This window comes from Streptomyces sp. NPDC088252 (assembly GCF_044740965.1).
In the GTDB taxonomy this organism is placed as follows: domain Bacteria; phylum Actinomycetota; class Actinomycetes; order Streptomycetales; family Streptomycetaceae; genus Streptomyces.
The window spans coordinates 35,385-58,903 of record NZ_JBIURS010000018.1 but is presented as its reverse complement, the minus strand read 5'-3'; the positions used below and the strand labels follow the sequence as shown (position 1 = coordinate 58,903).

Genomic DNA, 23,519 nt, shown 5'->3' with positions numbered 1-23,519 from the left:
TTGGGCTCAACCGTCGAGCAGGGAGCCCATCCACTCCTCGACTCCGTCGGCGGTGCGCGGCAGCGCGGACGACATGAGCCGGGCGCCGTCGGCCGTCATCACGAGGTCGTCTTCGATCCGCACCCCGATTCCGCGCAGTGACGGGGGCAGGGTCTCGTCGTCGGGCTGAAGATAGAGCCCGGGTTCCATGGTCAGTACCTGGCCGACTTCCAGGCGCCCGTCCAGATAGCTGCCGGCCCGTGCGTGGGCGCAGTCGTGAAGGTCCATACCGAGCATGTGTCCGCTGCTGCAGAGCGTGTACCGGCGGTAGAGGCCGTTGTCGGCGTCGAGTGCCTCATCGGCGGACATCGGCAGCACGCCCCACTCGTGCAGCCCTTCGGCGATGACTCGCATGGCGGCCAGATGGAAGTCGCGGAACCGTGCCCCGGGGCGCAGGGCCGCGATGCCGGCCTCCTGAGCGGCCAGCACCAGTTCGTAGACGCTGCGCTGCACGGGGGAGAAGCGGCCGGACAGCGGCAGGGTACGGGTGATGTCGGCCGTGTAGAGCGAATCGGTCTCCACTCCTGCGTCCAGAAGAAGCAGTCGGTCGCGGTCCAGCGGCCCGTCATTGCGGATCCAGTGCAGGACGCAGGCGTGCGCACCGGCCGCGGCGATCGTGGAGTAGCCCGGACCGTTCCCCTCCAGCCGGGCCCGCAGATCGAAGACCCCCTCGATCCAGCGTTCTCCTCTCGGGTGTCGCAGCGCCTGTGGAAGGCTCCGCACCACATCCTCGAAGCCGGTCACCGTCGCATCGACGGCATGCTGCAACTGATCGATCTCCCAAGGGTCCTTGACGAGGCGGAGCTCGCTGAGCACTGCCGCCAGTCCGGCCGGGGCCGACCGCCGGGGCGCAAACGAACCACGACTGCACAGCAGTTCGTCGACGGACGGGTCTACGCCGCCCAGCGCCCGTATCGGGGGCTGCCGCCCGGTCAGCAACTTCTCCCACGCGTCCAGGTGCGCGCAGCGGATGCCGGTCATCCGGGTCGCCTCCGCCAGGTCGGGCCTGCGCCCGACCCAGAACTCCCCGTATCGGCGGTCACGGTAGAACTCGTGGCCGGTGCGTGATGACCGGGGCCGCAGGTACAGCACCGCCTCGTGCCGCTCGTCACCGTCGGGTTCGAGGACGAGGACATGGCCGGCCTGGTCCTCGCCGGTGAGGCCGGTGAGCCAGGCGTAGCCGGTGTGCGGACGGAACCGGTGGTCGGTGTCGTTGGAGCGGACTGTGAGCGCACCCGCCGGGATGATCAGGCGCTCGCCCGGGAAGCGGGCGGCGAGCCGGGCGCGGCGGGCGGGTGTGAGGTCGTACGCGGGGACGCGGATGTCCGCCGGTAGCGGGGTGTCCGCCCATGCCGTGCTCATGAAGGCGTCCAGCGCAGGCGACACCGGCAGGTCATGACTGCTGGTACGGGGTGCGGAGAGGGAACGGGGCACGGGCATGACTCCTCGGTGCTCTGTCGGTAAGCCACTGAAGTCTGTTGCTGTGGCGACGAGTTGGCGCGGAGATGTATGTGCGTCAGAGGGCTTCCAGAGAACATGTGACATGTGCCATTGTACAGCGCGCAGCGAGGAAGAGGTTGTGTCCATGCCATGACCTATGGATGAACCCGGCCCGGCCTCACCCCCCGCGCGATCCCCCACATCCGCGCGCCATCGCGCGGTCATCACTCCGCTGGGAGGCGGCACGTGAAGAACCGAACGGTTCGACAAAGACTGACCGGACTGTCAACTGCGGTCCTGGCGGCATGCCTGGGCGTGGGCCTGCTCTCCGCACCGGGCCAGGCTGTCGAGCGACACCCCACCGCATCGACAGCGACCGGCCACACCCGGACCGGCGACACCGGTCCGGGCCGTACGGGCAGCGGGCCTGCCGCAGGGCCCGGCGGCCCCTCCGCCGAGGCGCCGACCGCACCCGCGGACGACGCCGACCACTTCGGCCGCAAAGCCCTCAAGGCCGCCGACCGCCCGCCGTTGTCCGCATCCAAGGACGCACTGCGGCGGGACTACGACGATCCGGGCGCCACGCTCCCGAGCCACCTGGCGCCTTCGATGAAGGCCGACTCCAAGGCGAAGGCCAAGGCCGGCTCCAAGGCCCGGACCGCGGCCGCGTGCAATGTCGGCGACTTCACCAGCCGCACCGGAAGCGACCTGGTCAAGCAGATCAAGTCATCGACGACCGACTGCGTCAACACGCTGTTCCGCGTCAAGGGCAACGACGGCAATCTGGCCTTCCGTGAGGCGCAGATGGTCACCGTCGCCAACGCCATGCGAGAGGGATCGGCCGCCTACCCCGGCGACAGCAGTACCGGCATGCCCCAGCTGGTCCTCTATCTCCGAGCCGGGTACTACGTGCAGTATTACGACCCCGACACGGTGGGCAGCTACGGGCCGGAGCTGCGTACGGCCATCCAGGGCGCGCTCGACGCGTTCTTCGCCTCCTCGCACGCCTTCGACGTCACCGACGCCAACGGGGAGACCCTGTCCGAGGCCGTCATATTGATCGACAGCGCGGTGGAGAACGCCCGCTACCTGTCTGTCGTCAAGCGGCTGCTGGCCGACTACGACTCCTCGTACAACAGCTCCTGGTACATGGTCAACGCCGTGAACAGCGTGTACACGGTGTTCTTCCGCGGTCACCAGGTGCCGGAGTTCATCGCCGCGGTGGAGGCCGACCCCAGCCCGCTGGATGCCCTCAGCGACTTCGCGTCGCGCCATCTCGACCTGCTGGGCACCAAGCAGTCGTTCCTCGCCTCCAACGCGGGACTTGAGCTCGGCCGCTTCCTTCAGGAAGACTCCCTGCGCCCCAAGGCGAGCCCGTTGGCCGCCGGACTGCTCGGCAAGAGCTCCATGACCGGCCCCACCGCCCCGCTCTGGGTCGGCGTGGCGCAGATGGTCGAGGCCTACGACAAGGCGAACTGCTCGTACTACGGCACCTGTGACCTCGCTCAGCGACTGAAGAGCGCGGTCCTCCCCGTCAGCCACACATGCAGCGACAGCATCCGCATCCTGGCGCAGCAGATGTCCGCCGAGGACCTCGACGCGAGCTGCACCAGTCTGCGCAACCAGGACGCCTACTTCCATGACGTCGCCCGGGACAAGGGACCGGTCGACGGCGACCGCAACACCACCATCGAAGTCGTGGTCTTCGACTCCAGCACCGACTACCAGACCTACGCCGGTGCGATCTACGGCATCAACACGAACAACGGTGGGATGTACCTGGAAGGCGACCCCGCCGCGGAAGGCAATCAGCCGCGTTTCATCGCGTACGAGGCCGAGTGGGTCCGCCCCGAGTTCCAGATCTGGAACCTGAACCACGAATACACGCACTACCTCGACGGCCGCTTCAACATGCACGGCGACTTCGAGGACGGACTGACCACGCCGACCGTCTGGTGGGTCGAGGGCTTTGCGGAGTACGTCTCCTACTCGTACCGCAAGGTCAACTACGACGCCGCCGCAGCCCAGGCCGCGAACCACACCTACACCCTGCGGACCCTGTTCGACACCACCTACGAGAACGCCGACCAGACCCGAGTCTACAACTGGGGTTACCTGGCGGTCCGTTACATGCTCGAGTCCCACCGCGGGGACATCGACACGCTCCTCGGCCTCTACCGCAAGGGTGACTGGGACGGTGCCCGCACCCTGCTCACATCGACCATCGGCGACCGTTACGAAACCGACTGGAACACCTGGCTGACCGCCTGTGCGAGCGGTGGCTGCGGCACCGGCACCAACCCGCCCACCGACCCCCCGGCCGAGTGCACCGGAAGCGACGCGAGGGAGCTGGGCAAGGACTGCAAGCGCAGCGGCCTGACGGCCACCAAGGGCAACTACGCCTATATGTACCTGTACGTACCGGCTGGTACCACCACGTTGGAGATCAGGGCAACGGGCGGCTCGGGCGACGCCGACCTCTACTACAGCGCGGACGGCTGGGCGATGACCGACCACTACACCAGCCGTGACAGCGGTGCCGGTAACGTGCACACGCTGACCATCGACCGCCCGGCGGCCGGACCCCACTTCATCAGCCTGTACGCCGTTGAGAACTTCGACGGCGTGACCGTCTCCACCAAGTACTGAGCACCTTCGGGCGCACGAACACGGCCGGCCTGCGGAGGGACCCTCCTCCGCAGGCCGGCCCTGTCGAACCTCACCGGCTCACAGAAGCCGCAGCGTGCCGGGTGCCGTTTCGTCCGTCAGGATCTCCACGAGCAGGTCGAACAGCGTCGGCCCCCGTCCGGCCAGGGCATCGTCCAGTCGCTTCTGGACCGATGGCCTGTTGGTGGGGTGCACGCGGCTCAGGCTGTGTCGCAGATAGCGCGCCGTCTCCTCGTGCGCCAAGGCCTGTGCGGAGAGGGCGTGCTCCCGCCACTCGAAGACGAAGTCGCCGTCGTCCGGAGTGCCCATCCCACCACCGAGGCAGTCGGCGAGGGCATCGAAGTTGCGGCCGAAGTATCCGCCGGGGCCGTTCACCGCCTCGCCGATCACTTTCCAGAACTGCTCCAGGCCGGTGACCCGGGAGCCGTCGATCACATAGGTCACGGTCATGGGTGGAGGGTACAAGCCCGGCTGCTTCGGCCGGTCCGTGATCCGCGCCGCAGGTGGGGGGGCTACGGCGCGGATCGGTCCGGAGGGTTGAGCCTTCAGCAGCTCTGGTTGATCAGGTCGAATGTGGCGTAGTGGTCGCTGGTGTAGTAGTCCTCCCGCACCCTTTCGCCCGTGACGATCCGACGGGCGCCGCGGGTCGGGGAGCCGGGGGTGATGACCGTGTACTCGTGGTAGTAGCCGGTGCCCTGACTGGGCAGGACACCTTCACGGTTCTGGAAGACGGCACCGTCCTGTGAGTACGGGAAAGGTCCGCCGGCGTCGATCAGGTCGAGGGTGTCGTGTGCCTGGGCCGGCAGCGCCGAGTAGCAGATGCTGCCGACCGAGGCGGTGGCGGCCGTGGCCGGGGAGGCGACCGGGCCGCCGACGAGGAGAACGGACAGAAGGGCGGCAGAGCCACCGAGCGTGGTGATCCGTGGGGGGATTCGCATAGCCACCATGATGACGCGCGTAGACATGGTGCCGTCAACGCCAACCGATGTGAATTTTTTGGGAGTTAACCGGAGAGGAGGAAATGTGACGCCGATGTGTCCGAAGGCTCGTGGGCCCCTCGGCCCAGCTGTTCATTTATTGATGAGTCGACAAGCGTGGCGGCCGGTCTGTGGGGCATGCATCCCCGTGGAGGCGTTCCGCGAAGCCGTTCGACGAGAAGGAGTCGGAAGGAACGAGAGGGAGCCGGAAGGAACGAGAAGGGGCGAGCGGAACACAAGAAGCCGCAGGACGACAACAAGGCGCGACAACGGGGCTCGACAACAAGGGTGCGTCGACAGGACACGACAAGGGCGCGGGAAGACGAGACGGCGAGCAGGGGGATTCACTGTGCGTACGGGGGAAACGATGGAGCGTCGGGGCGAGGCCGATTTCGTGATGGACGGCACGGCGCGCGCGCCGGGGGAGCAGGGACCGCAGCCGGTCCGGCTGCATCGCAGACTGGCCCACACCGATCTGGCGGGCGTGAGCGAAGTGCGTGGCGCGTTGCGGGAGTTCCTGCGCTACCGATGGCGGCCGGAGTCGGCCGAGGTGGCGGAACTGCTGCTCAGCGAGCTGGTGACCAATGCCCTGATCCATACGCGTCACGGCGCGGTCGTCACGGTGAGTGTGGCGCCCGCCAGACTGAGGGTGGAGGTGCGTGACTTCGTGTCCGGGCTGTCCTCGTCGTACGTACCGAACGCCGACGACGGTACGCACGGCCGAGGGCTGGTCCTGGTGCGGAATCTCGCGGATGCCTGGGGGGGCGGCGGGCAGGCGTTGGGCAAGGTCGTCTGGTTCGAACTGGACGGCGAAAGGCCCTGAGAGCCCGGGAGAACCGGGCCGTCAGGGCCTTGTGCGGCGGACGGATCAGCCGAACTGCTGCTCCAGGTCCTTCAGTTTCCGCTCCAGCGAATCGAGCCGGGGCAGTGCCTGGGTGTCGTCCTCGGCGGTGAGGTCGACGGTGATCGGCTCACCGGGGTTTCGGTCCGATGCCTCTCGGGCCGGACCCGTCACGGCCTGCAGGGAGGGCCGTGAACGCAAGGGCAGTTGTCCCGGCTCGGATAGGGCAGGCTCCACGGCGGACTGAGCGGAGGCCGTCGCCGGGGCGAGGGCCTGGACGTCCACCTGGGTCCCACCCCGACCGACCCGGCGCCAGGCCCGGTTCTGCCGGTTCAGTGCCTTGATGCGGGCCCGGTCCAGCTTGACCTGGTCCTTCCTGCGCAGACGGTTCTGCTCCTTCTCGCGCCGGTCCTCACGTACCTCCTCGACCGCCTCGTCCAGAGTGCGTACGCCCTCCAGCAGCATCAGCGACCAGGCGCCGAAGGTCTCCCGGGGGGCGCGCAGCCACCGTACGATCCGGATCTGCGGCAGCGGCCGGGGCACCAGGCCCTGCTCGCGCAGCGCGGCCCGGCGGGTCTGCTTCAGTGCCCGGTCGAAGAGCACGGCCGCCGAGAGCGACATCCCCGCGAAGAACTGCGGCGCGCCGGCGTGGTCGATGCCGCGCGGCGCGTGCACCCAGTTGAACCAGGCGGCCGCACCGGCGAACAGCCATACCAGCAGCCGGGAACCGAGCGCCGCGTCACCGTGACTGGCCTCGCGCACCGCGAGCACGGAGCAGAACATGGCGGCCCCGTCCAGGCCGAACGGAACGAGATACTCCCAGCCACCGGAGAGGCCGAGGTTCTGCTCGCCGAATCCGACGAGCCCGTGGAAGGAGAGCGCGGCGGCGACCGCCGCGCAGCAGAACAGCAGGACGTACGAGGCGGTGGCATACAGCGCCTCCTTGCGTCTGCGACGCTCCTCGCTGCGTTCCCAGCTGTCGTCGGCAGCGGAATTGTCAGCGGCACGCTTGCCGCGTGCGACCACCGCCACCGCCGCCAGGACCCCCACGAGCAGCACGGCGCCCGGAAGCAGCCAATTCAGCGATATGTCGGTCAGTCTCATGCGCGGTCCCTTGCGTCGCGTAGGGCATTTCGGGCGCCATGATTGCCGAAACCCCGTCATGCTCAGGGGGTTTCGGGGCAAGAGAACGCCATTGGGTTGGCAGGGCATACGGATATCCGAGATCTGATCGAATATTCGTACGCGGCCAGTGATCTGCGTTCGAATAGTACTACCCGTACGAGGGGTGTGGATCAGTGAGCGGGCGTCAGTTTCCGTACCCGGTCCGCATCGCAGGTGCGGGGGCAGGTGACGCAGGTGTCCTCGGGGCGCAGCGTGTAGAAGAGGCAGCAGCTCGTCCGGTCGCGGGTGGGCAGTGATTCGCCGTTCGGACCGGTCAGTTCACGGAAGCCCGCCGATCCGACGTACGGCTTGGTGGTGCCGGGCAGGAGCTCCTCCAGCTCGGTCATCGCCCGTCGCTCCTCCCCGAGCAGATGGGCGATGTACCACAGGCCCTCGACGACCTCGTCCGTCGCCATCCCCCACAAGGCCCTCCCGCCGCGCCGCATCCGCGGACCGAAGCCGTTCAGTACCGGGCCGATGTGCTCGGCCACCGACGCCAGCACCTCGGCCCGCAGCGCTGTCTCGTCGGGAACGACGCGGGCGCCCGGCAGTCCGGCCGCCGGATCGTCGGGAAGGCAGGCGAACTCCCTCAGGCGCACCGTGAGATGGCCCAGCGCCCGCTGGAACGCCACATCCTCGACGGGGATCCGGGGGACCCGCCGGTGCAGGAACCACGGCACCGTCACCAGCAGGCAGGCGGGCCAGGCGTACCGGTGCAGGCCGAAGCCGGCGACCACATCGGGGCGCGGCTGCTGCCCGTGGTCCCGCAGCACCTGCGCGTGGTCCCGGGCGAGGAAGGCGTCCAGTGCTGCGCCGCCCGCCGCGAGCTCGTGAGCACCCACCCAGCCGGCACCGCGGGGAGCGGCCTCGTCGTCCGTCAGCACCTCTGCGCGCAGGCCGGGGAACACCTCGCTCAGGCGCGCGTACGCGCCCGTCACGGCGGACGCGGTGGTGCCGGGAAGAAGGGTGGGGAGTGTCATGCAGGGACCACCGAATCGCGATCGTTTGCAGGTAAGCCTTACCTTACCCGAACGGATCGATGTTTGAACTGCGGCCTGCTCCGCCTATGGTGCACAAGGGGCATGGCGCACGCGAGCCGCGCCCACGGCAGGCCGGGGAGGTCCGAGTGGAGCAGGGCAGAGCGCGTGAACAGACACGGCCGTCGTACTCGTCCGCCGCGTCCGCGACCGCCCCTTCGTCCGTGCAGGTGCCCGATGTGCGGGTGCCCGAGCAGGCACGCGGCGAACACACGCACGGCGAGCCGTCCGCCCCGCGGCCGGTGGTGCAGCGGCACTCCGTACGCGGTCAGATCCTGGACGCCCTGCGCGCCGCACTGGTGGACGGTCAGCTGGTCCCGGGTCAGGTCTACTCCGCCCCGGCTCTGGGCGCCCGCTTCGGGGTCTCCGCGACGCCGGTGCGCGAGGCGATGCAGCAGCTGGCCATCGAGGGTGCCGTCGAGGTCGTACCGAACCGCGGCTTCCGTGTCTCCCGGCGGGGCCCGCGCGAGCTCGCGGAGCTGGCGGAGGTGCGGGCCCTGATCGAGGCCCCCGTCATGCTGCGGCTGGCCCGCACCGTGCCGCCGGCCCGTTGGTGCGCCCTGCGTCCGCTGGCCGAGGCCACCGTGGCGGCCGCCGCCGTCGGCGACCGGGCCGGCTACGCCGAGTCCGACCGCGCCTTCCACGGCGCCGTCCTCGCCCTCGGCGGCAACGAGCAGTTGGTGATGGTCGCCGACGACCTGCACCGCCGTTCCCAATGGCCACTGGGGCACAACCCGACCACCCGCCGCGCAGACCTGCTGGCCGACGCCGCCGAGCACACCGCGCTGCTCGACGCGCTCATCGCCCAGGACCTGGCCGTCGTGCAGTCGCTCGTACGCGAACACTTCACCGGCGCCGAGAACTGAACCGGACGGTGCCGCGGGCTCCGTCGGCCCCGCCGTGGGAACGGGTTACGCTACGCCTCTGATCACATGATCGTTCTTGGGGGCGGGAATGGCAGGAAGCCGGGCGTCGAGACCGGTGTCCGGGCTGCTGATGGCGGCGGTGGCGCTGGGCACGGCCGGCTGTTCGCAGGAGGCCGGCCGGGGTGCGACCGTCCCGGCGGGCGAGAGCCCGTCGGTCGCGTCCGCACAGCCGTCCGTGACACCGTCGCCGATGCCCACGGGCACCCCTGTCGCGACACCGGGACGCACGCCCGTCGCGAGTCCGCCCGAACCGGCCCCGGACGCCTCGCACACCGTCGCCGTCGTGGTACCACCGCCACGCGAGGCCGCGCCGCCCGAATCCCCGGTCCCGCCTCCGCGACGGGACAGCGGCGGATCACGGGACGATCCTCCCGCCGTACCGCAGAACCCCAACCGGGGTCCCCATCCGCCGCCCGCCCCGGACCGCCCGTCTCCGACTCCGGAGTGGAGCGACGCCGGCTGGAAGCCCGGTGATCCGGTCGTGGATCTCACGTGACGTGCGGCGGAGGGGCCGGGAACGCTCCGGTCCCTCGTCCGGGCGGTGCCGCGGATTCAGTTCGCCTCGGCCGTCTCCGGGGGCGGCGGGTCCAGGTGCGGCGCCAGCCAGGTCGGTACGCCGCCGAGCAGCCGGAAGAGCCGGCCCGCCTCGGCGCGCAGCCGGGTCGCCGCCTCGGGCTCGGGCTCGGAGTCCGCGAGGGCGATGAGGGCCGGAGCGGTCCCGATCAGATAGCCCAGCTCCTCCCTGATCCGCAGGCACTCGGCGAAGCCGTGACGCGCCTCCGCCAGTTCGCCCTCGCGCAGGGCGAGCAGGGCGAGATGGCGCCAGGTCGAGGAGAGCAGCAGCGCGTCCCCCTGGGCGGTGGCACCGGCGTGGGCCCTGCGGTAGGCGGCCCGCGCGGCCTGCGGCGAGTCGGCGATGTTCTGAGCGATCAGACCTCGGCGGAAGTCCAGCAGCGGGCGGCCCGGCGCGGACGGGGCGAGCAGCGCGGCGGCGCGGCTCAGGGCGACGCTGGCTTCGTCCGCCCGGTCCCGGACGCCCAGAAGTGTCGACGCGTACGCCAGATGGCCGCGTTCGCAGGCCGCCGCGCCGCGTTCGGCGTCGTCATGGGCCAGTGCCTCGGCGGTGCGCAGGGCGTCCTCGGCGTCGGTCCAGCCCTGTCCGGTGTACAGGCACCGTTCGGTGAGCAGCGCGGTCCGCTGGAGTGCCGCCGCCGGATCGGTGGCGGCGTCGTGTTCGAGCAGCGCGGCGGCGTCCGTCCAGCAGGCGCGTGACCGCAGGCGCCATACCGCTGTCCGGAGCGGCGGATCGTCATCGGCTGTCGTTCCGGAACCAGACATGGCGGTATGCGCCACATTGCCCTCCCCGAGCGCGCCATCGAGCTGTTGAGTCTGGCCGCATCTCAGCACGGAATGGCACGCCGGGCCAAGGGGTCGGGTCGATGTCAGGTGAAAGATTTCACAAACGAGCCGACGCGCCCGCAGGGGTGGTGGCGCCCGGAAGTCAGCTCATGCGCAGGGCGAGGAAGAAATCGAGCTTGTCCTCCAGGCGCGAGAGGTCACGCCCCGTCAACTGCTCGATTCGCCCGACCCGGTAGCGCAACGTGTTGACGTGCAGATGGAGCCGGGCGGCGCAGCGCGTCCAGGAACCGTCGCAGTCCAGGAACGTCTCCAGCGTCGGGATCAGCTCCGCGCGATGGCGCCGGTCGTAGTCGCGCAGCGGGTCGAGCAACCGTGCGGTGAACGCGCGGCGCACGTCGTCGGGGACGAACGGCAGCAGCAGCACGTGCGAGGCCAGTTCGTGGTGCCCGGCCGCGCAGACCCGGCCGGGCCGGGCCGCCGCGACCCGGCGGGCGTGCCGGGCCTCCTCCAGTGCGCCGCGCAGTCCTTCGGGCGAATGCACGGCCGCGCTGACACCCAGTGTCAGCCGCCCGTCGTCGGCGAGGCCCGCGGAGAGCGGCTCGCGGACGGCGGCGAGCAGCACACCGGCGTGCAGCGCGGGGTCGGGCTCGGCGGGCGGGCCGGACGGTGCCGCTCCCGGCTCGCCGCCCGGTGCGGGCACGGTGACGGCGGGCAGCGGTACGAGCGCCACGGCCTCGTCGCCGGTGTGGGCGACCGCGATCCGGTCCGCGGAGTCGGGGCCGGTGACCGCGGGGTCGACCAGGATCTCCTCCAGCAATGCCTGGGCCACCGGGCCGCCCGCGACGGCGGGACCGGAGCCGGCCCGGCCGCCCGTGGCGGTGGAGCCCGCCGCGTCGCCCCACTCGACGCGTGCCACCACGACCTGCCAGTGCGGCGCCGCCCCGAGCCCGGGGAGCAGTACCGGGGCGGCGACCCGCAGCCGGGCGGCGATCTCGGCCGGCGGCGCGCCCGTCTGGACCAGCTCCAGGACTTCCTGGGCCAGCCTGCGGCGTACCGTACGGGCCGCGTCGCGCCGGTCCCGTTCGACGGCGATCAGCTGGGTGACGCCCTGGAGCAGGTCCAGCCGGGCGGGCGGCCAGTCGCTCGCGTCCGCCTCGACCGCGAGGAGCCAGTCGGAGAGCACCGACTCGCGCACGTCCCGCGAGGCCGGCACCGCGCCCCGCCCGGTGTTCCGGATCGGGAAGAGCGAATACGTGACGCCGTCGACGGCGGTGCGGTGCGGGGCCCGGCGGCCGCCGCGGGTGGCGGCCAGATGGTGGCCGGCGAGCGCCGCGCCGACCGGCCCGGTCAGCGGCGCGTCTCCGGCGCCCGCGATCTGCCGCCCGGTGGGGGAGAGCACCCAGGCGTGCAGGTCGAGATCGGTGCCGAGCAGATCCAGCACCACCTCGGGACCGCCGCCCGCCGGGCCCGGGGTCATGAGCCTGCGGTGGCGGTCCACGACGGCGGCGAGATCGCCCGCACGCTCGCCCGACACCTGGCGCACCACATGTTCGGTGATCGTTGCGAAAGCGACGGTCTCATGGACGGCGAAGAGCGGCAGCCGGTGTCGTCCACAGGCCTCCACCAGATCGCCGGGGACGTCACCGAGCTCCGCCTCGCCGGCCGCGAGCCCGGCGACCCCGGCGGCTGCCAGGATGCGTACGAACGGCTCCGAATCCGTCGCGTCCCGGCGCCAGGCCAGACCTGTGAGGACCAGCTCGCCGCCCGACAGATAGCGGCTGGGATCCCGCAGGTCAGTGGTCATCACGCCACGGACGGAGCGGTCCAGCTCGTCCTCGCCGCCGAGCAGCCGCAGGCCCAGCGCGTCGGTCTCCAGCAGTGCGCGCAGCCGCATCTCGTCGCCGCCGATCTCTTTCGTTGGTGCGGGTGAAAACTGGGTATTGCGGTGAGGTCACTGATCCTCGCCATTCGTTCGAATCTACAAGACGGAGAGAGCGGCCAGCCAACTCCTTCATGGTTTCGGTGACTGCACCGGGTGGAGCACGGCTTGTGTACTTGGCCCCACACCGCGTTAACAACACATGAACGACCAGTCGAGGGCCGGCCGTCCCCAGCCCCAGCGAACGACCGATTGAGAAGAAGAGAGCCACTCATGGACTTCCTTCGCCCCGCCAGCTGGGAGGAGGCGCTCGCCGCCAAGGCCGAGCACCCCACGGCTGTGCCCATTGCGGGTGGCACCGATGTGATGGTCGAGATCAACTTCGACCACCGGCGGCCCGAGTACCTCCTGGATCTGAACCGCATCGGAGAGCTGTCCGAATGGGAGGTGGGCCAGGAGAGCGTACGGCTCGGCGCCTCCGTACCGTACAGCCAGATCATGGAGCACCTGCGCGCCGAGCTGCCCGGACTCGCGCTCGCCTCGCACACCGTCGCCTCGCCGCAGATCCGCAACCGCGGCGGTGTCGGCGGCAACCTGGGGACCGCCTCGCCCGCCGGTGACGCCCATCCGGCGCTGCTCGCGGCGGGCGCCGAGGTCGAGGCCGAGTCCGTACGCGGGACGAGGATGATCCCGATCGACGCCTTCTACACCGGCGTCAAGCGCAACGCCCTCGCCCCGGACGAGCTGATCCGGGCCGTGCACATCAAGAAGGCCGACGGGCCGCAGCAGTACTCCAAGGTCGGCACCCGCAACGCGATGGTCATCGCCGTCTGCGCCTTCGGCCTGGCCCTGCACCCCGAGACCCGCACGGTGCGCACCGGCATCGGCTCGGCCGCCCCCACGCCCGTACGGGCGAAGGAGGCCGAGGAATTCCTGAACGCCGCGCTCGAAGAGGGCGGTTTCTGGGACAGCCGCACGATCATCACCCCGTCGATCGCCTCGCAGTTCGCCGCGCTCGCCGCCGGTGCCTGCAACCCGATCGACGATGTGCGCGGCACCGCGAGCTATCGCAGACACGCGGTGGGGATCATGGCCCGCCGCACCCTCGGCTGGACCTGGGAGTCGTACCGCGGCAACGGCCGCAGCACCGAAGGAGCTGCCTGATCATGCGCGTCAATTTCACGGTCAACGGCCGCAGGCACGAGGCGGACGACGTCTGGGAGGGCGAGTCCCTCCTCTACGTGCTGCGTGAGCGGATGGGCCTGCCGGGCTCGAAGAACGCCTGCGAGCAGGGCGAGTGCGGATCGTGCACGGTCCGTCTGGACGGTGTCCCGGTCTGCTCCTGTCTGGTCGCCGCGGGGCAGGTGGAGGGCCGCGAGGTCGTCACCGTGGAGGGCCTCGCCGACTTCGCGGCCCACCGTTCCCAGGAACACCCCGGCAGTGGCTGCGCCTCCGGCGCCTGCGGCACCGCACTCGACAAGGCGCGGCGGTGGGAGGCCGCGCCGACCGGCGAGGAGAGCTGGGACACCGGCGAACTCTCACCGATCCAGCAGGCGTTCATCGACGCCGGAGCCGTCCAGTGCGGCTTCTGCACCCCCGGCCTGCTGATCGCCGCCGACGAGCTGCTCGAACGCAACCCCCAGCCGTCCGACGCGGACATCCGCGAGGCGCTCTCCGGCAACCTCTGCCGCTGCACCGGCTACGAGAAGATCCTCGACGCGGTCCGCCTCGCGGCCGCCCGCGCGGAAGAAACGGTCTGACGATGGGCGTTACCGGCAACCCCACCAGCATCAACCAGGGCACCCGCACCAAGGGCGGCATCGGCGAGTCCACGCTGCGCCCCGACGGCATCCTCAAGGTCACCGGAGAGTTCGCGTACTCCTCCGACATGTGGCACGAGGACATGCTCTGGGGCCACACGCTGCGCTCCACGGTCGCGCACGCGGAGATCGTCTCCATCGACACCTCGGAAGCGCTCGCCACGTCCGGCGTCTACGCCGTACTCACCTACGACGACCTGCCGGCCTCGGTGAAGAACTACGGGCTGGAGATCCAGGACACCCCGGTCCTCGCCCACGGCAAGGTCCGCCACCACGGCGAACCGGTGGCGCTCGTCGCCGCCGACCACCCCGAGACGGCCCGGCGCGCCGCGGCGAAGATCAGGATCGAGTACCGCGAGCTGCCCGTCGTCACGGACGAGGCCTCGGCCACCGCCCCCGACGCGCCCCTCGTCCACGAGGGTCGCGACGACCACCACGCGGGGCACGTACCGCACCCCAACATCGTCCACCGCCAGCCCATCGTCCGCGGCGACGCGGACGCGGCGGCGGCCCGTGCCGATGTCGTGGTCAGCGGCGAATACGTCTTCGGCATGCAGGACCAGGCCTTCCTCGGCCCCGAGTCCGGTCTGGCCGTGCCCGCCGAGGACGGTGGCGTCGACCTGTACGTCGCCACGCAGTGGCTCCACTCCGACCTGCGCCAGATCGCTCCCGTCCTCGGCCTGCCCGAGGACAAGGTCCGCATGACGCTCTCCGGAGTCGGCGGCGCCTTCGGCGGCCGCGAGGACCTGTCGATGCAGATCCACGCCTGTCTGCTGGCCCTGCGCACCGGCAAGCCGGTCAAGATCGTCTACAACCGGTTCGAGTCCTTCTTCGGCCATGTGCACCGGCACCCCGCCAAGCTCTGGTACGAGCACGGCGCGACCCGCGACGGCAAGCTGACCCATATGAAGTGCCGCATCGTGCTGGACGGCGGAGCATATGCTTCCGCCTCACCGGCCGTCGTCGGCAACGCCTCCTCGCTCAGCGTCGGCCCGTACGTCATCGACGACGTCGACATCGAGGCGATCGCGCTCTACACCAACAACCCGCCGTGCGGCGCCATGCGCGGCTTCGGCGCGGTCCAGGCATGCTTCGCCTACGAGGCCCAGATGGACAAGCTGGCCGCCGAACTCTCCATGGACCCCGTCGAGTTCAGACAGCTCAACGCCATGGAGCAGGGCACCCTCCTGCCGACCGGCCAGGTGGTCGACTCGCCGGCCCCGGTCGCCGAGCTGCTGCGCCGGGTGAAGGCCAGGCCGCTGCCGCCCGAGCGCCAGTGGGAGGTGGCCGGCGAGCAGGCCGACGTACGGGCCCTGCCCGGCGGGCTGTCCAACACCACCCACGGCGAAGGCGTCGTACGCGGCGTCGGCTACGCGGTCGGCCTGAAGAACGTCGGATTCTCCGAGGGTTTCGACGACTACTCCACCGCCCGCGTGCGCATGGAGGTCATCGGTGGCGAACCCGTCGCGACCGTGCACACCGCCATGGCCGAGGTCGGGCAGGGCGGCGTCACCGTCCACGCACAGATCGCCCGGACCGAACTCGGCGTCGCCCAGGTCACCATCCACCCGGCCGACACACAGGTCGGCTCGGCCGGCTCCACCTCCGCCTCCCGGCAGACGTATGTCACCGGCGGCGCGGTGAAGCACTCCTGCGAGGCCGTGCGCGAGAAGGTCCTGGAGATCGGCCGTCGCAAGTTCGGTACGTACCACCCCGCGTGGGCCACCGCCGAACTGCTCCTGGAAGACGGCAAGGTCGTCACCGACGGCGGCGAGGTGCTGGCCGACCTGGTCGACGTACTGGAGGACGAGGCGGTCGACATCGAGCTGGAGTGGCGCCACCGGCCCACCGAGGCGTTCGACCTCCGCACCGGACAGGGCAACGGCCACGTCCAGTACTCCTTCGCCGCCCACCGCGCGGTCGTCGAGGTCGACACCGAACTCGGTCTGGTCAAGGTCATCGAACTGGCCTGCGCCCAGGACGTCGGAAAGGCACTCAACCCGCTGTCGGTCGTGGGCCAGATCCAGGGGGGCACCATCCAGGGAATGGGCATCGCCGTCATGGAGGAGATCGTCGTCGACCCGAAGACCGCGAAGGTGCGCAACCCCTCCTTCACGGACTATCTGCTCCCCACCATCCTCGACACGCCGACCATCCCGGTCGATGTGCTCGAACTCGCCGACGACCACGCCCCGTACGGGCTGCGTGGCATCGGTGAGGCGCCCACCCTGTCGTCGACCCCGGCCGTCCTCGCGGCGATCCGGAACGCGACGGGCCTGGAGCTCAACAGGACACCGGTACGACCCGAACACCTCACGGGCACCTGAGTCACAGCCCCCCGAACCCTCCGGGCGGTGCGTGCCTCCCAGGAACGTCGCACTTCCGTCGCCCGCACCGCCCGGAGATCCCAAGTGCCGTACCGCTCACGGCCGTTGTTCCACCGAGCAGTACCGCAGTACCTGCACATTCCACTCTGCATGAACAGTTCGTCTCGGGCCGTCCCCCGGGTCGTGCCGCCAGCGCAGTCATCCCAAATCCCGCATATCGATTCTTCATCGCGGGTGCCCCTGTGAACCTTGGGAGTCAGGCATCATGACCCAGCAGTCAGTGGAGTCCGAGACCACCGCGGAGGAAGCGGGCCACGGCTCGCGCGTCCCCGCCGGAAGATCTTGGCTCGACCGGTACTTTCACATATCCGAACGAGGGTCCACCGTCGCGCGCGAAGTGCGCGGCGGCGTCACGACCTTCATGGCCATGGCGTACATCCTTCTGCTCAACCCGCTGATCCTGTCCGGCAAGGACGCCGCGGGCGACACACTGGGCCAGAAGGCCCTGATCACCGCCACCGCGTTCGCCGCCGCGCTCACCACGCTCCTGATGGGCTTCGTGGGCAAGGTGCCGCTGGCCCTCGCCGCGGGCCTGTCGGTCTCCGGTGTGATCTCCTCGCAGGTCGCCCCGGCGATGACATGGCCCCAGGCCATGGGCATGTGCGTGATGTACGGCGTGGTGATCATGCTTCTGGTCGTCACGGGTCTCCGTGAGATGATCATGAACGCGATCCCGCTCGCGCTCAAGCACGGCATCACGATGGGCATCGGCCTCTTCATCGCCCTGATCGGTCTCTACAAGTCCGGCTTCGTGCACACCGGCAAGGCCACCCCGCTCGCCCTGGGCCCCACCGGTGAACTCGCCGGCTGGCCGGTCCTGCTCTTCGCGGGCACCCTGCTCCTGATCTTCATGCTGCAGGCGCGCAACATCCCCGGCGCGATCCTGGTCGGCATCATCACCGGCACGATCGTCGCGGTGATCCTCAACGCGCTCGACGTGATCAACCCCGGGCAGTGGGCCAACGGTGCCCCCGAACTGCACGGTGGCGCGGTCTCGACGCCCGACTTCTCGCTCTTCGGGCACGTCGAGTTCGGCGGCTGGGGTTCCGTCGGCGCCATGACGGTCGGGATGATCGTCTTCACGCTGGTCCTCGCCGGGTTCTTCGACGCGATGGCCACCATCATCGGCGTCGGCACCGAGGCCGAGCTCGCCGACGACAAGGGCCGCATGCCGGGTCTGTCCAAGGCCCTGTTCATCGACGGCGCCGGCGGAGCCATCGGCGGCATCGCGGGCGGCTCCGGCCAGACCGTGTTCGTCGAGTCGGCCACCGGCGTCGGCGAGGGCGCCCGCACCGGCCTCGCCTCGGCCGTCACGGGGCTGTTCTTCGCGGCCTGCCTGTTCTTCACGCCGGTCACCGCGATCGTCCCGCAGGAGGTCGCGTCCGCCGCGCTCGTCGTCATCGGGGCCATGATGATGATGAACGCCCGGCACGTCGACTGGGCCGACCGCGCCACCGCGATCCCGGTCTTCCTGACCGTGGTCCTGATGCCCTTCACGTACACCATCACCACCGGTGTCGCCGCGGGCGTCATCTCCTGGGTCGCCATCAAGATCGCCCAGGGCAGGGTCCGGGAGATCGGGGCCTTCATGTGGGGCCTGACGGTGATCTTCCTCGTGTACTTCGCACTGCATCCGATCGAGGGGTGGCTGGGCGTCCACTGACGCGCCCGAACAGCCCTTCACACAACCGCTGAGGAGACCGACAGATGCTGGACATCGCCGCAGAGCTCAACCGGTGGGTCGAGCAGGGACGGGACTTCGCCGTGGCCACCGTCGTGGCGGTCGGCGGGAGCGCGCCCCGGCAGCCGGGAGCCGCCCTCGCCGTCGACCGCGACGGCACGGCGATCGGATCGGTCTCCGGCGGGTGTGTGGAGGGCGCGGTGTACGAACTGTGCGAGCAGGCCCTCGACGACGGCGAAACCGTGCGGGAGCAGTTCGGCTACAGCGACGAGGACGCCTTCGCGGTCGGTCTGACCTGCGGCGGCATCATCGACATCCTGGTGACACCGGTCCGTGCGGACGACCCCGCACGGGCCGCGTTCGCCGCGGCTCTCGCCGCCGCGGCACGGGGGGAGGCGGCGGCGGTGGCCAGGGTCATCGAGGGGCCCGCGGAACTCCTCGGCCGCCCCCTGCTCGTCCGCCCCGACGGATCGTACGAGGGAGGGCTCGGCGGGCATCCGGAGCTGGACCGCACCGCGGCGGCCGATGCCCGCGCGATGCTGGACGCCGGCCGCACCGGTTCCGTCACCATCGGTGCCGACGGTTCGCGCTGCGGACAGCCGCTCACCCTGCTCGTCGAATCGAGCGTCCCACCGCCCCGGATGATCGTCTTCGGGGCCATCGACTTCGCCTCGGCGCTGGTCCGGGCGGGAAAGTTCCTCGGGTACCACGTCACACTGTGCGACGCCCGCCCCGTCTTCGCCACGAAGGCCCGCTTTCCCGAGGCCGACGAACTGGTCGTCGACTGGCCGCACCGCTATCTCGCGGCCACCGATGTCGACGCGCGCACGGTCCTGTGCGTCCTCACCCATGACGCCAAGTTCGATGTCCCGCTGCTGGAAATGGCGTTGAGGCTGCCGGTGGCGTACGTCGGCGCGATGGGCTCGCGCCGCACCCACCTGGAGCGCAACGACCGGCTGCGCGACATCGGCGTCACGGAGCTGGAACTGGCCAGGCTGCACTCGCCGATCGGCCTCGACCTCGGCGCCCGTACCCCCGAGGAGACCGCGCTGTCGATCGCCGCCGAAATCGTCGCCGACCGGCGTGGCGGCAGCGGCGTGCCGCTCAAGGGCGCGCACACCCCGATCCACCACGAGGGCGGCCGGTCGCCGAACGGAGTGATCACGTCCGTGGCCTGAACCGCGCCCTGAACCACGACTGATCGTGGGCGGGTTGCCGCCACGGCGGCTTCACGCCAGGTGTGAACTCATCCGTAGCCGTGCTTTTGCCGGTAGATCAGCTGCATGACATTCACACCCTCCTCCGCTTCCGGTCGGGCGAGACCCGCTCGTGCGGGTCGCCGGGCTCTGCTCATAGCGACTTCGGTCGCTCTGGTGAGCGGCGCGCTGCTTCCCGCGGCGGGCTCCGCCTCCGCCTCGGTCCCCGCCTCCTCCGCGGACCGGCCCGGGTCCCTCGGACGTCAGGCCGCCGCACCCCTCAAGGACCCCGTCAAGGAGTACGACATCACCCTGCTCACGGGCGATGTCGTGCACTACACGGACGGCGTCGGCAAGCAGGACACCGTCACCGTGGACCGCCCCGACGGCGCGGTCGGCGGCGTGCACGTCCAGCAGGCCGGTGACGATCTCTACGTCCTGCCCGACGAGGCCGGTTCCCTGCTCGCGGCGGGGAAGCTGGACCGCCGGCTGTTCAACGTCTCGGCTCTCGCCCGGATGGGGTACGACGACAGGAGATCGGGCGGCATCCCGGTGATCGCCACCTACCCGGCGAGCCGGGGCCGTTCACTGCCCGCCGCCCCGCGCGGCGCCGAGAAGATCCGCACCCTGGACAGCATTCACGGTGCCGCGCTGAAGGCCGGCAAGGACACCGTCCGGGCCTTCTGGAACGACATCGCTCGCACCTCCACGGCCCGTTCGCTGGACAACGGCATCGACAGGCTCTGGCTCGACGGCCGGGTGGAAGCAGCGCTCAAGGACTCCGTTCCGCAGGTCAACGCGCCCCAGGCGTGGGCCGAGGGATACGACGGCAAGGGTTCCAAGGTCGCCGTGCTGGACACCGGTATCGACGCCACCCACCCGGACGTCAAGGACCGCATCCTCGAAACCAAGAGCTTCGTGCCGGGCGAGGAGGTCGTCGACAAGAACGGCCACGGCACGCACGTCGCCTCCACGATCGCGGGCTCGGGCGCCGCGTCGGAGGGGGTCAACAAGGGCGTGGCGCCGGGCGCCGGGCTGATCATCGGCAAGGTGCTGGGCGACTCCGGATCCGGTGAGGACTCCGGCATCATCGAGGCCATGGAGTGGGCGAAGGCCGAAGGCGCCGACGTCGTCTCCATGAGCCTCGGTTCCAGCATCCCGGACGACGGCTCGGACCCGATGTCCCAAGCCGTCGACGCACTCTCCGCCGACGGCGGGCCGCTCTTCGTGATCGCCGCGGGCAACTCCTACGGCGCGGGCACCATCGGCTCGCCCGGCTCGGCGCAGAAGGCCCTGACCGTCGCCGCCGTCGACAAGAAGGACAAGCGCGCGGACTTCTCCTCGATGGGCCCGCTCGTCAGGTCCTACGGTCTGAAGCCCGACCTGTCCGCACCGGGTGTGGACATCAACGCCGCGGCCTCGCAGTCGGTCCCGGGCATGAACGGGATGTACCAGTCGATGTCCGGTACGTCGATGGCGACCCCGCACGTCGCGGGCGCCGCGGCGCTTCTGAAGCAGCGTCACCCCGACTGGTCCGGCCAGCGGCTCAAGGACGCGCTGATGAGCTCGTCGAAGAGGCTCGACGCCTACACCCCGTACGAGCAGGGGACCGGCCGGCTCGACGTGAAGGCGGCGGTCGACACCACGATCGAGGCCACCGGATCCGTCGAGGTCGCTTCCTACCAGTGGCCGCACTCCGCGTCCGACCCGATCGCCCGGCGGACCATCACCTACCGCAACACCGGGGCGAAGGACGTCACGCTCGACCTGGCCATGGACACGGACGTCGAGGCCTACACCCTGTCGACGAAGCGGCTGACCGTCCCGGCCGGTTCCACCGCCGAGGCCGTGCTCTCGCTGGACCCGTCGAAGGTCGCGAACGACACCCGGTTCTCCGGCCAGGTCATCGCCACGGACGCGGCGGGCATCACCGTCGCGCACACCGGATTCGCCCTGTACAAGGAGCAGGAGCTGTACGACCTGACGCTCCGGCTCCGCGACCGCGCGGGCAAGCCGATGGACGGGCTGGTCGTCATTGGCGCGCTCGGCGACCGGGACCTGGGCCTGGTCCAGGTGTCCGGAGAGACCACGCTGCGGCTGCCGCCGGGCAACTACACCGCCTGGAGTTCTGTCGACATCGCCGGCGACCGCGCCGACTCGAAGGCCGTGGCCTTCCTCGCAGCCCCGGAGACCATCCTCGACAAGGCGACCACGGTCACCCTCGACGCGTCCAAGGCCCACAAGGTCAGTGTGCGGACCCCGAAGGAGACCGAGACCCGGCAGCTGCGATATGACATGGCACGCACCGCACCGGACGGCACCGTCCAGCGCGACGCGTACCAGATCCCGTTGATCTACGACCAGCTGTGGGCGAGCCCCACCAAGAAGGTCACGCAGGGCCGCTTCTCCTTCCTGACCCGCTGGCGGCAGGGCGAGAAGCAGCTGGATGTGTCGGCCGACGGCCGTGACGTGCCGGTCTTCCCGCAGGGTGGTGCGGCCATCGCCGAGGGCGGTGAGAAGAAGCTGGCAGGCGTCTTCGCGGGCAACGGCGCCGCGGCCGATTACAAGGGCCTGAACGTCAAGGGCAAGGCCGTCGTGATCCGCCACAGCGACGCCGTCGCTCCCGCCGACCGGCTCGCCAACGCGGTGGCCGCGGGTGCCGAGGCGCTGTTCGTCGTCAACGACGGCGATGGCGTCCTGATGGAGAGCTACACCCCCTGGGGAACCAAGGGCACCATCCCCGTCGCCTCGGTCCAGCGCCTGGCGGGCGAGAACCTGATCAAGTCTGTACAGAACAGCAAGAAGCTGACCATCGACCAGCGCAGGTACGCCCGCTACATGTACGACCTGGTCGACCGCCACGACGGTACGGTCCCGGACCGTTCCCTGGAGTTCGCCCCGTCGGTCCGTCAGCTGGCGAAGGTGGAGAACACCTTCTACGGCCACAAGGACATGCTCGGCGGAGGCTACCGCTACGACATCCCGGACTACGGCCCGGGGATCGGTTTCGAGGAGTACGAGAAGTTCCCCGGCACCCGCGACGAGTGGGTCACCCCGCTCCCGGGCGCCTCCTTCTGGTACGAGAACCACTCGATCCTCGACGCCACCGAATCGGGCAGCGCGCAGGAGATGCGCAGTGGTGAGCTGGACTACGCGGCGGGCCGCACCTACCCCGCGCAATGGTTCGCGCCGATCACCCGTCCGCGTCTGGGCACCGGCTACTGGGGCCCGTTCCGTTCCGTCTACAACGACATCCAGTTCAACTTCACCCCGTGGACGGACTCGGGTGCGGGGCACTCGGGCTCCATGCCGGAGGACGAGTACGACACCACCACCACCGCCTTCTACCAGGGCGACACCCTGATCAAGAAGGTCAAGGGCCGGGCCGGATTCGCCTGGGACGTCTCGCCCGAGAAGCTGCCGTACCGCTTCGTGCTCGACTCCACCCGGGACGGTGACATGTGGAAGACCTCCACGCGCACGCACACCGAGTGGAACTTCGTCTCGGGCGCCATGGACGAGAACGGCCCGTACCAGGCCGACATCCCGATGCTGCAGCTGGACTACAAGGTCGACACCGACCTCGCCGGTGACGTCGGGGCCGGCAAGTGGACCGAGATCGGTCTCACCTCCGGTACGCAGGAGTGGCTGGAGGGTGCGGTGAAGGCCACCGAGGCCTCGCTGTCGGTCAGCTACGACGACGGCAAGACCTGGGAGGCGGTTCAGCTGCGCAAGGACGCGGCCGGTTCCTGGACCGCCAGGTTCAGGACGCCGAAGGCGGGCAGCTCCTTCGTTTCGCTGAAGGCGCACGCCGAGGCGGCCGACGGGCTGGGCGTCGACCAGGAGATCACGAGGGCGTTCGGCCTGAAGTGATCTGCCGAGGTTCGCCCTTGGGGCGTGGGGGCGCCCCCCCCCCCCCCGGGGGGGGGGGCCGCGGTCCAGGGCGGCGCACTGTGCGAAAATAATTGTGTTGTGGGGTGCCGGGGCGGGGGGGAGGGGGTCATAGGGGAGTTGGCGGGGGGGGGGGGCCTCCCGGTTTTCCTGGGGGGGGGGGGGGTTGGTTGTGGGGGGGGGGGGGGGGGGGGGGGGGCCCCCCCCCCCCCCCG

17 protein-coding genes are annotated in these 23,519 nt (G+C 70.2%); 9 read left to right on the top strand and 8 right to left on the bottom strand.

What is annotated here, in order from left to right:
- Positions 1–6: 6 nt before the first annotated feature.
- Positions 7–1,479 carry an aminopeptidase P family protein gene (locus tag ACIOHC_RS30150; RefSeq protein ID WP_351073741.1) on the bottom strand — a complete coding sequence of 491 codons (1,473 nt, stop codon included), beginning with the start codon at positions 1,477–1,479 and terminating at the stop codon, positions 7–9.
- A gap of 246 nt (positions 1,480–1,725) precedes the next feature.
- Here ACIOHC_RS30150 and ACIOHC_RS30145 point away from each other — a divergent pair, with 246 nt between their 5' ends.
- Complete coding sequence (locus ACIOHC_RS30145) at positions 1,726–4,128, top strand: M9 family metallopeptidase (protein WP_401844752.1); 2,403 nt, start codon at positions 1,726–1,728, stop codon at positions 4,126–4,128.
- Between the two features lie 78 nt (positions 4,129–4,206).
- Here ACIOHC_RS30145 and ACIOHC_RS30140 read toward each other — a convergent pair whose 3' ends face one another.
- Together ACIOHC_RS30140 and ACIOHC_RS30135 are read right to left on the bottom strand one after the other, a co-directional pair.
- Positions 4,207–4,596, bottom strand: a complete 390-nt coding sequence (locus ACIOHC_RS30140; protein WP_351073737.1) for a barstar family protein — start codon at positions 4,594–4,596, stop codon at positions 4,207–4,209.
- Positions 4,597–4,691: 95 nt separating this feature from the next.
- Positions 4,692–5,084 carry a ribonuclease domain-containing protein gene (locus tag ACIOHC_RS30135; RefSeq protein ID WP_351073736.1) on the bottom strand — a complete coding sequence of 131 codons (393 nt, stop codon included), beginning with the start codon at positions 5,082–5,084 and terminating at the stop codon, positions 4,692–4,694.
- Positions 5,085–5,583: 499 nt separating this feature from the next.
- On the opposite strand from ACIOHC_RS30135, the gene ACIOHC_RS30130 reads away from it, so the two are divergent.
- On the top strand, positions 5,584–5,946 hold the full coding sequence (locus tag ACIOHC_RS30130) for an ATP-binding protein (RefSeq protein WP_401844866.1): 363 nt from the start codon (positions 5,584–5,586) through the stop codon (positions 5,944–5,946).
- Positions 5,947–5,991: 45 nt separating this feature from the next.
- Here the strand turns inward: ACIOHC_RS30130 and ACIOHC_RS30125 are convergent, their stop codons facing one another.
- Both ACIOHC_RS30125 and ACIOHC_RS30120 read right to left on the bottom strand, forming a co-directional pair.
- Entirely contained in the window at positions 5,992–7,068 is a 1,077-nt protein-coding gene (locus ACIOHC_RS30125; protein WP_351073734.1) for a DUF2637 domain-containing protein, read from the bottom strand.
- A gap of 191 nt (positions 7,069–7,259) precedes the next feature.
- Positions 7,260–8,108: a (2Fe-2S)-binding protein gene (locus ACIOHC_RS30120; RefSeq protein WP_401844749.1), complete on the bottom strand. Its 849-nt coding sequence runs from the start codon at positions 8,106–8,108 to the stop codon at positions 7,260–7,262.
- A 146-nt stretch (positions 8,109–8,254) separates the two neighbouring features.
- Here ACIOHC_RS30120 and ACIOHC_RS30115 point away from each other — a divergent pair, with 146 nt between their 5' ends.
- On the top strand, positions 8,255–9,031 hold the full coding sequence (locus ACIOHC_RS30115; protein ID WP_401844746.1) for a GntR family transcriptional regulator: 777 nt from the start codon (positions 8,255–8,257) through the stop codon (positions 9,029–9,031).
- A gap of 45 nt (positions 9,032–9,076) precedes the next feature.
- On the opposite strand, the gene ACIOHC_RS30110 is transcribed toward ACIOHC_RS30115, so the two are convergent.
- The 3 genes from ACIOHC_RS30110 to ACIOHC_RS30100 all read right to left on the bottom strand — a co-directional run bounded on the left by ACIOHC_RS30110 (position 9,077) and on the right by ACIOHC_RS30100 (position 12,344).
- Entirely contained in the window at positions 9,077–9,364 is a 288-nt protein-coding gene (locus tag ACIOHC_RS30110; protein WP_351073728.1) for a hypothetical protein, read from the bottom strand.
- A gap of 279 nt (positions 9,365–9,643) precedes the next feature.
- Complete coding sequence (locus tag ACIOHC_RS30105) at positions 9,644–10,429, bottom strand: hypothetical protein (protein ID WP_351073726.1); 786 nt, start codon at positions 10,427–10,429, stop codon at positions 9,644–9,646.
- Positions 10,430–10,592: 163 nt separating this feature from the next.
- A complete protein-coding gene (locus tag ACIOHC_RS30100) occupies positions 10,593–12,344 on the bottom strand; it encodes a PucR family transcriptional regulator ligand-binding domain-containing protein (RefSeq protein WP_351073724.1) in 1,752 nt (583 codons plus the stop codon).
- A gap of 258 nt (positions 12,345–12,602) precedes the next feature.
- Here ACIOHC_RS30100 and ACIOHC_RS30095 point away from each other — a divergent pair, with 258 nt between their 5' ends.
- The 6 genes from ACIOHC_RS30095 to ACIOHC_RS30070 all read left to right on the top strand — a co-directional run bounded on the left by ACIOHC_RS30095 (position 12,603) and on the right by ACIOHC_RS30070 (position 23,286).
- Complete coding sequence (locus ACIOHC_RS30095) at positions 12,603–13,493, top strand: xanthine dehydrogenase family protein subunit M (RefSeq protein ID WP_351073722.1); 891 nt, start codon at positions 12,603–12,605, stop codon at positions 13,491–13,493.
- 2 nt (positions 13,494–13,495) lie between these two features.
- A complete protein-coding gene (locus ACIOHC_RS30090; RefSeq protein WP_401844744.1) occupies positions 13,496–14,089 on the top strand; it encodes a (2Fe-2S)-binding protein in 594 nt (197 codons plus the stop codon).
- 2 nt (positions 14,090–14,091) lie between these two features.
- Positions 14,092–16,476: a molybdopterin cofactor-binding domain-containing protein gene (locus tag ACIOHC_RS30085; RefSeq protein ID WP_351073719.1), complete on the top strand. Its 2,385-nt coding sequence runs from the start codon at positions 14,092–14,094 to the stop codon at positions 16,474–16,476.
- A gap of 265 nt (positions 16,477–16,741) precedes the next feature.
- Entirely contained in the window at positions 16,742–18,199 is a 1,458-nt protein-coding gene (locus ACIOHC_RS30080; protein ID WP_351073717.1) for an NCS2 family permease, read from the top strand.
- Between the two features lie 44 nt (positions 18,200–18,243).
- A complete protein-coding gene (locus tag ACIOHC_RS30075; RefSeq protein ID WP_351073715.1) occupies positions 18,244–19,395 on the top strand; it encodes an XdhC/CoxI family protein in 1,152 nt (383 codons plus the stop codon).
- A 105-nt stretch (positions 19,396–19,500) separates the two neighbouring features.
- Positions 19,501–23,286, top strand: a complete 3,786-nt coding sequence (locus ACIOHC_RS30070; RefSeq protein ID WP_365691866.1) for a S8 family serine peptidase — start codon at positions 19,501–19,503, stop codon at positions 23,284–23,286.
- The last annotated feature ends 233 nt before the right edge of the window (positions 23,287–23,519 follow it).

Excerpts from the sequence above, each read along its gene's own strand:
- ACIOHC_RS30120 (WP_401844749.1), bottom strand. The coding sequence starts at position 8,108 with ATGACACTCCCCACCCTTCTTCCCGGCACCACCGCGTCCGCCGTGACG.
- ACIOHC_RS30105 (WP_351073726.1), bottom strand. The coding sequence starts at position 10,429 with ATGTCTGGTTCCGGAACGACAGCCGATGACGATCCGCCGCTCCGGACA.
- ACIOHC_RS30125 (WP_351073734.1), bottom strand. The coding sequence starts at position 7,068 with ATGAGACTGACCGACATATCGCTGAATTGGCTGCTTCCGGGCGCCGTG.
- ACIOHC_RS30090 (WP_401844744.1), top strand. The coding sequence starts at position 13,496 with ATGCGCGTCAATTTCACGGTCAACGGCCGCAGGCACGAGGCGGACGAC.
- ACIOHC_RS30075 (WP_351073715.1), top strand. The coding sequence starts at position 18,244 with ATGCTGGACATCGCCGCAGAGCTCAACCGGTGGGTCGAGCAGGGACGG.
- ACIOHC_RS30095 (WP_351073722.1), top strand. The coding sequence starts at position 12,603 with ATGGACTTCCTTCGCCCCGCCAGCTGGGAGGAGGCGCTCGCCGCCAAG.
- ACIOHC_RS30150 (WP_351073741.1), bottom strand. The coding sequence starts at position 1,479 with ATGCCCGTGCCCCGTTCCCTCTCCGCACCCCGTACCAGCAGTCATGAC.
- ACIOHC_RS30070 (WP_365691866.1), top strand. The coding sequence starts at position 19,501 with ATGACATTCACACCCTCCTCCGCTTCCGGTCGGGCGAGACCCGCTCGT.
- ACIOHC_RS30080 (WP_351073717.1), top strand. The coding sequence starts at position 16,742 with ATGACCCAGCAGTCAGTGGAGTCCGAGACCACCGCGGAGGAAGCGGGC.
- ACIOHC_RS30100 (WP_351073724.1), bottom strand. The coding sequence starts at position 12,344 with ATGCGGCTGCGCGCACTGCTGGAGACCGACGCGCTGGGCCTGCGGCTG.
- ACIOHC_RS30085 (WP_351073719.1), top strand. The coding sequence starts at position 14,092 with ATGGGCGTTACCGGCAACCCCACCAGCATCAACCAGGGCACCCGCACC.
- ACIOHC_RS30135 (WP_351073736.1), bottom strand. The coding sequence starts at position 5,084 with ATGCGAATCCCCCCACGGATCACCACGCTCGGTGGCTCTGCCGCCCTT.
- ACIOHC_RS30140 (WP_351073737.1), bottom strand. The coding sequence starts at position 4,596 with ATGACCGTGACCTATGTGATCGACGGCTCCCGGGTCACCGGCCTGGAG.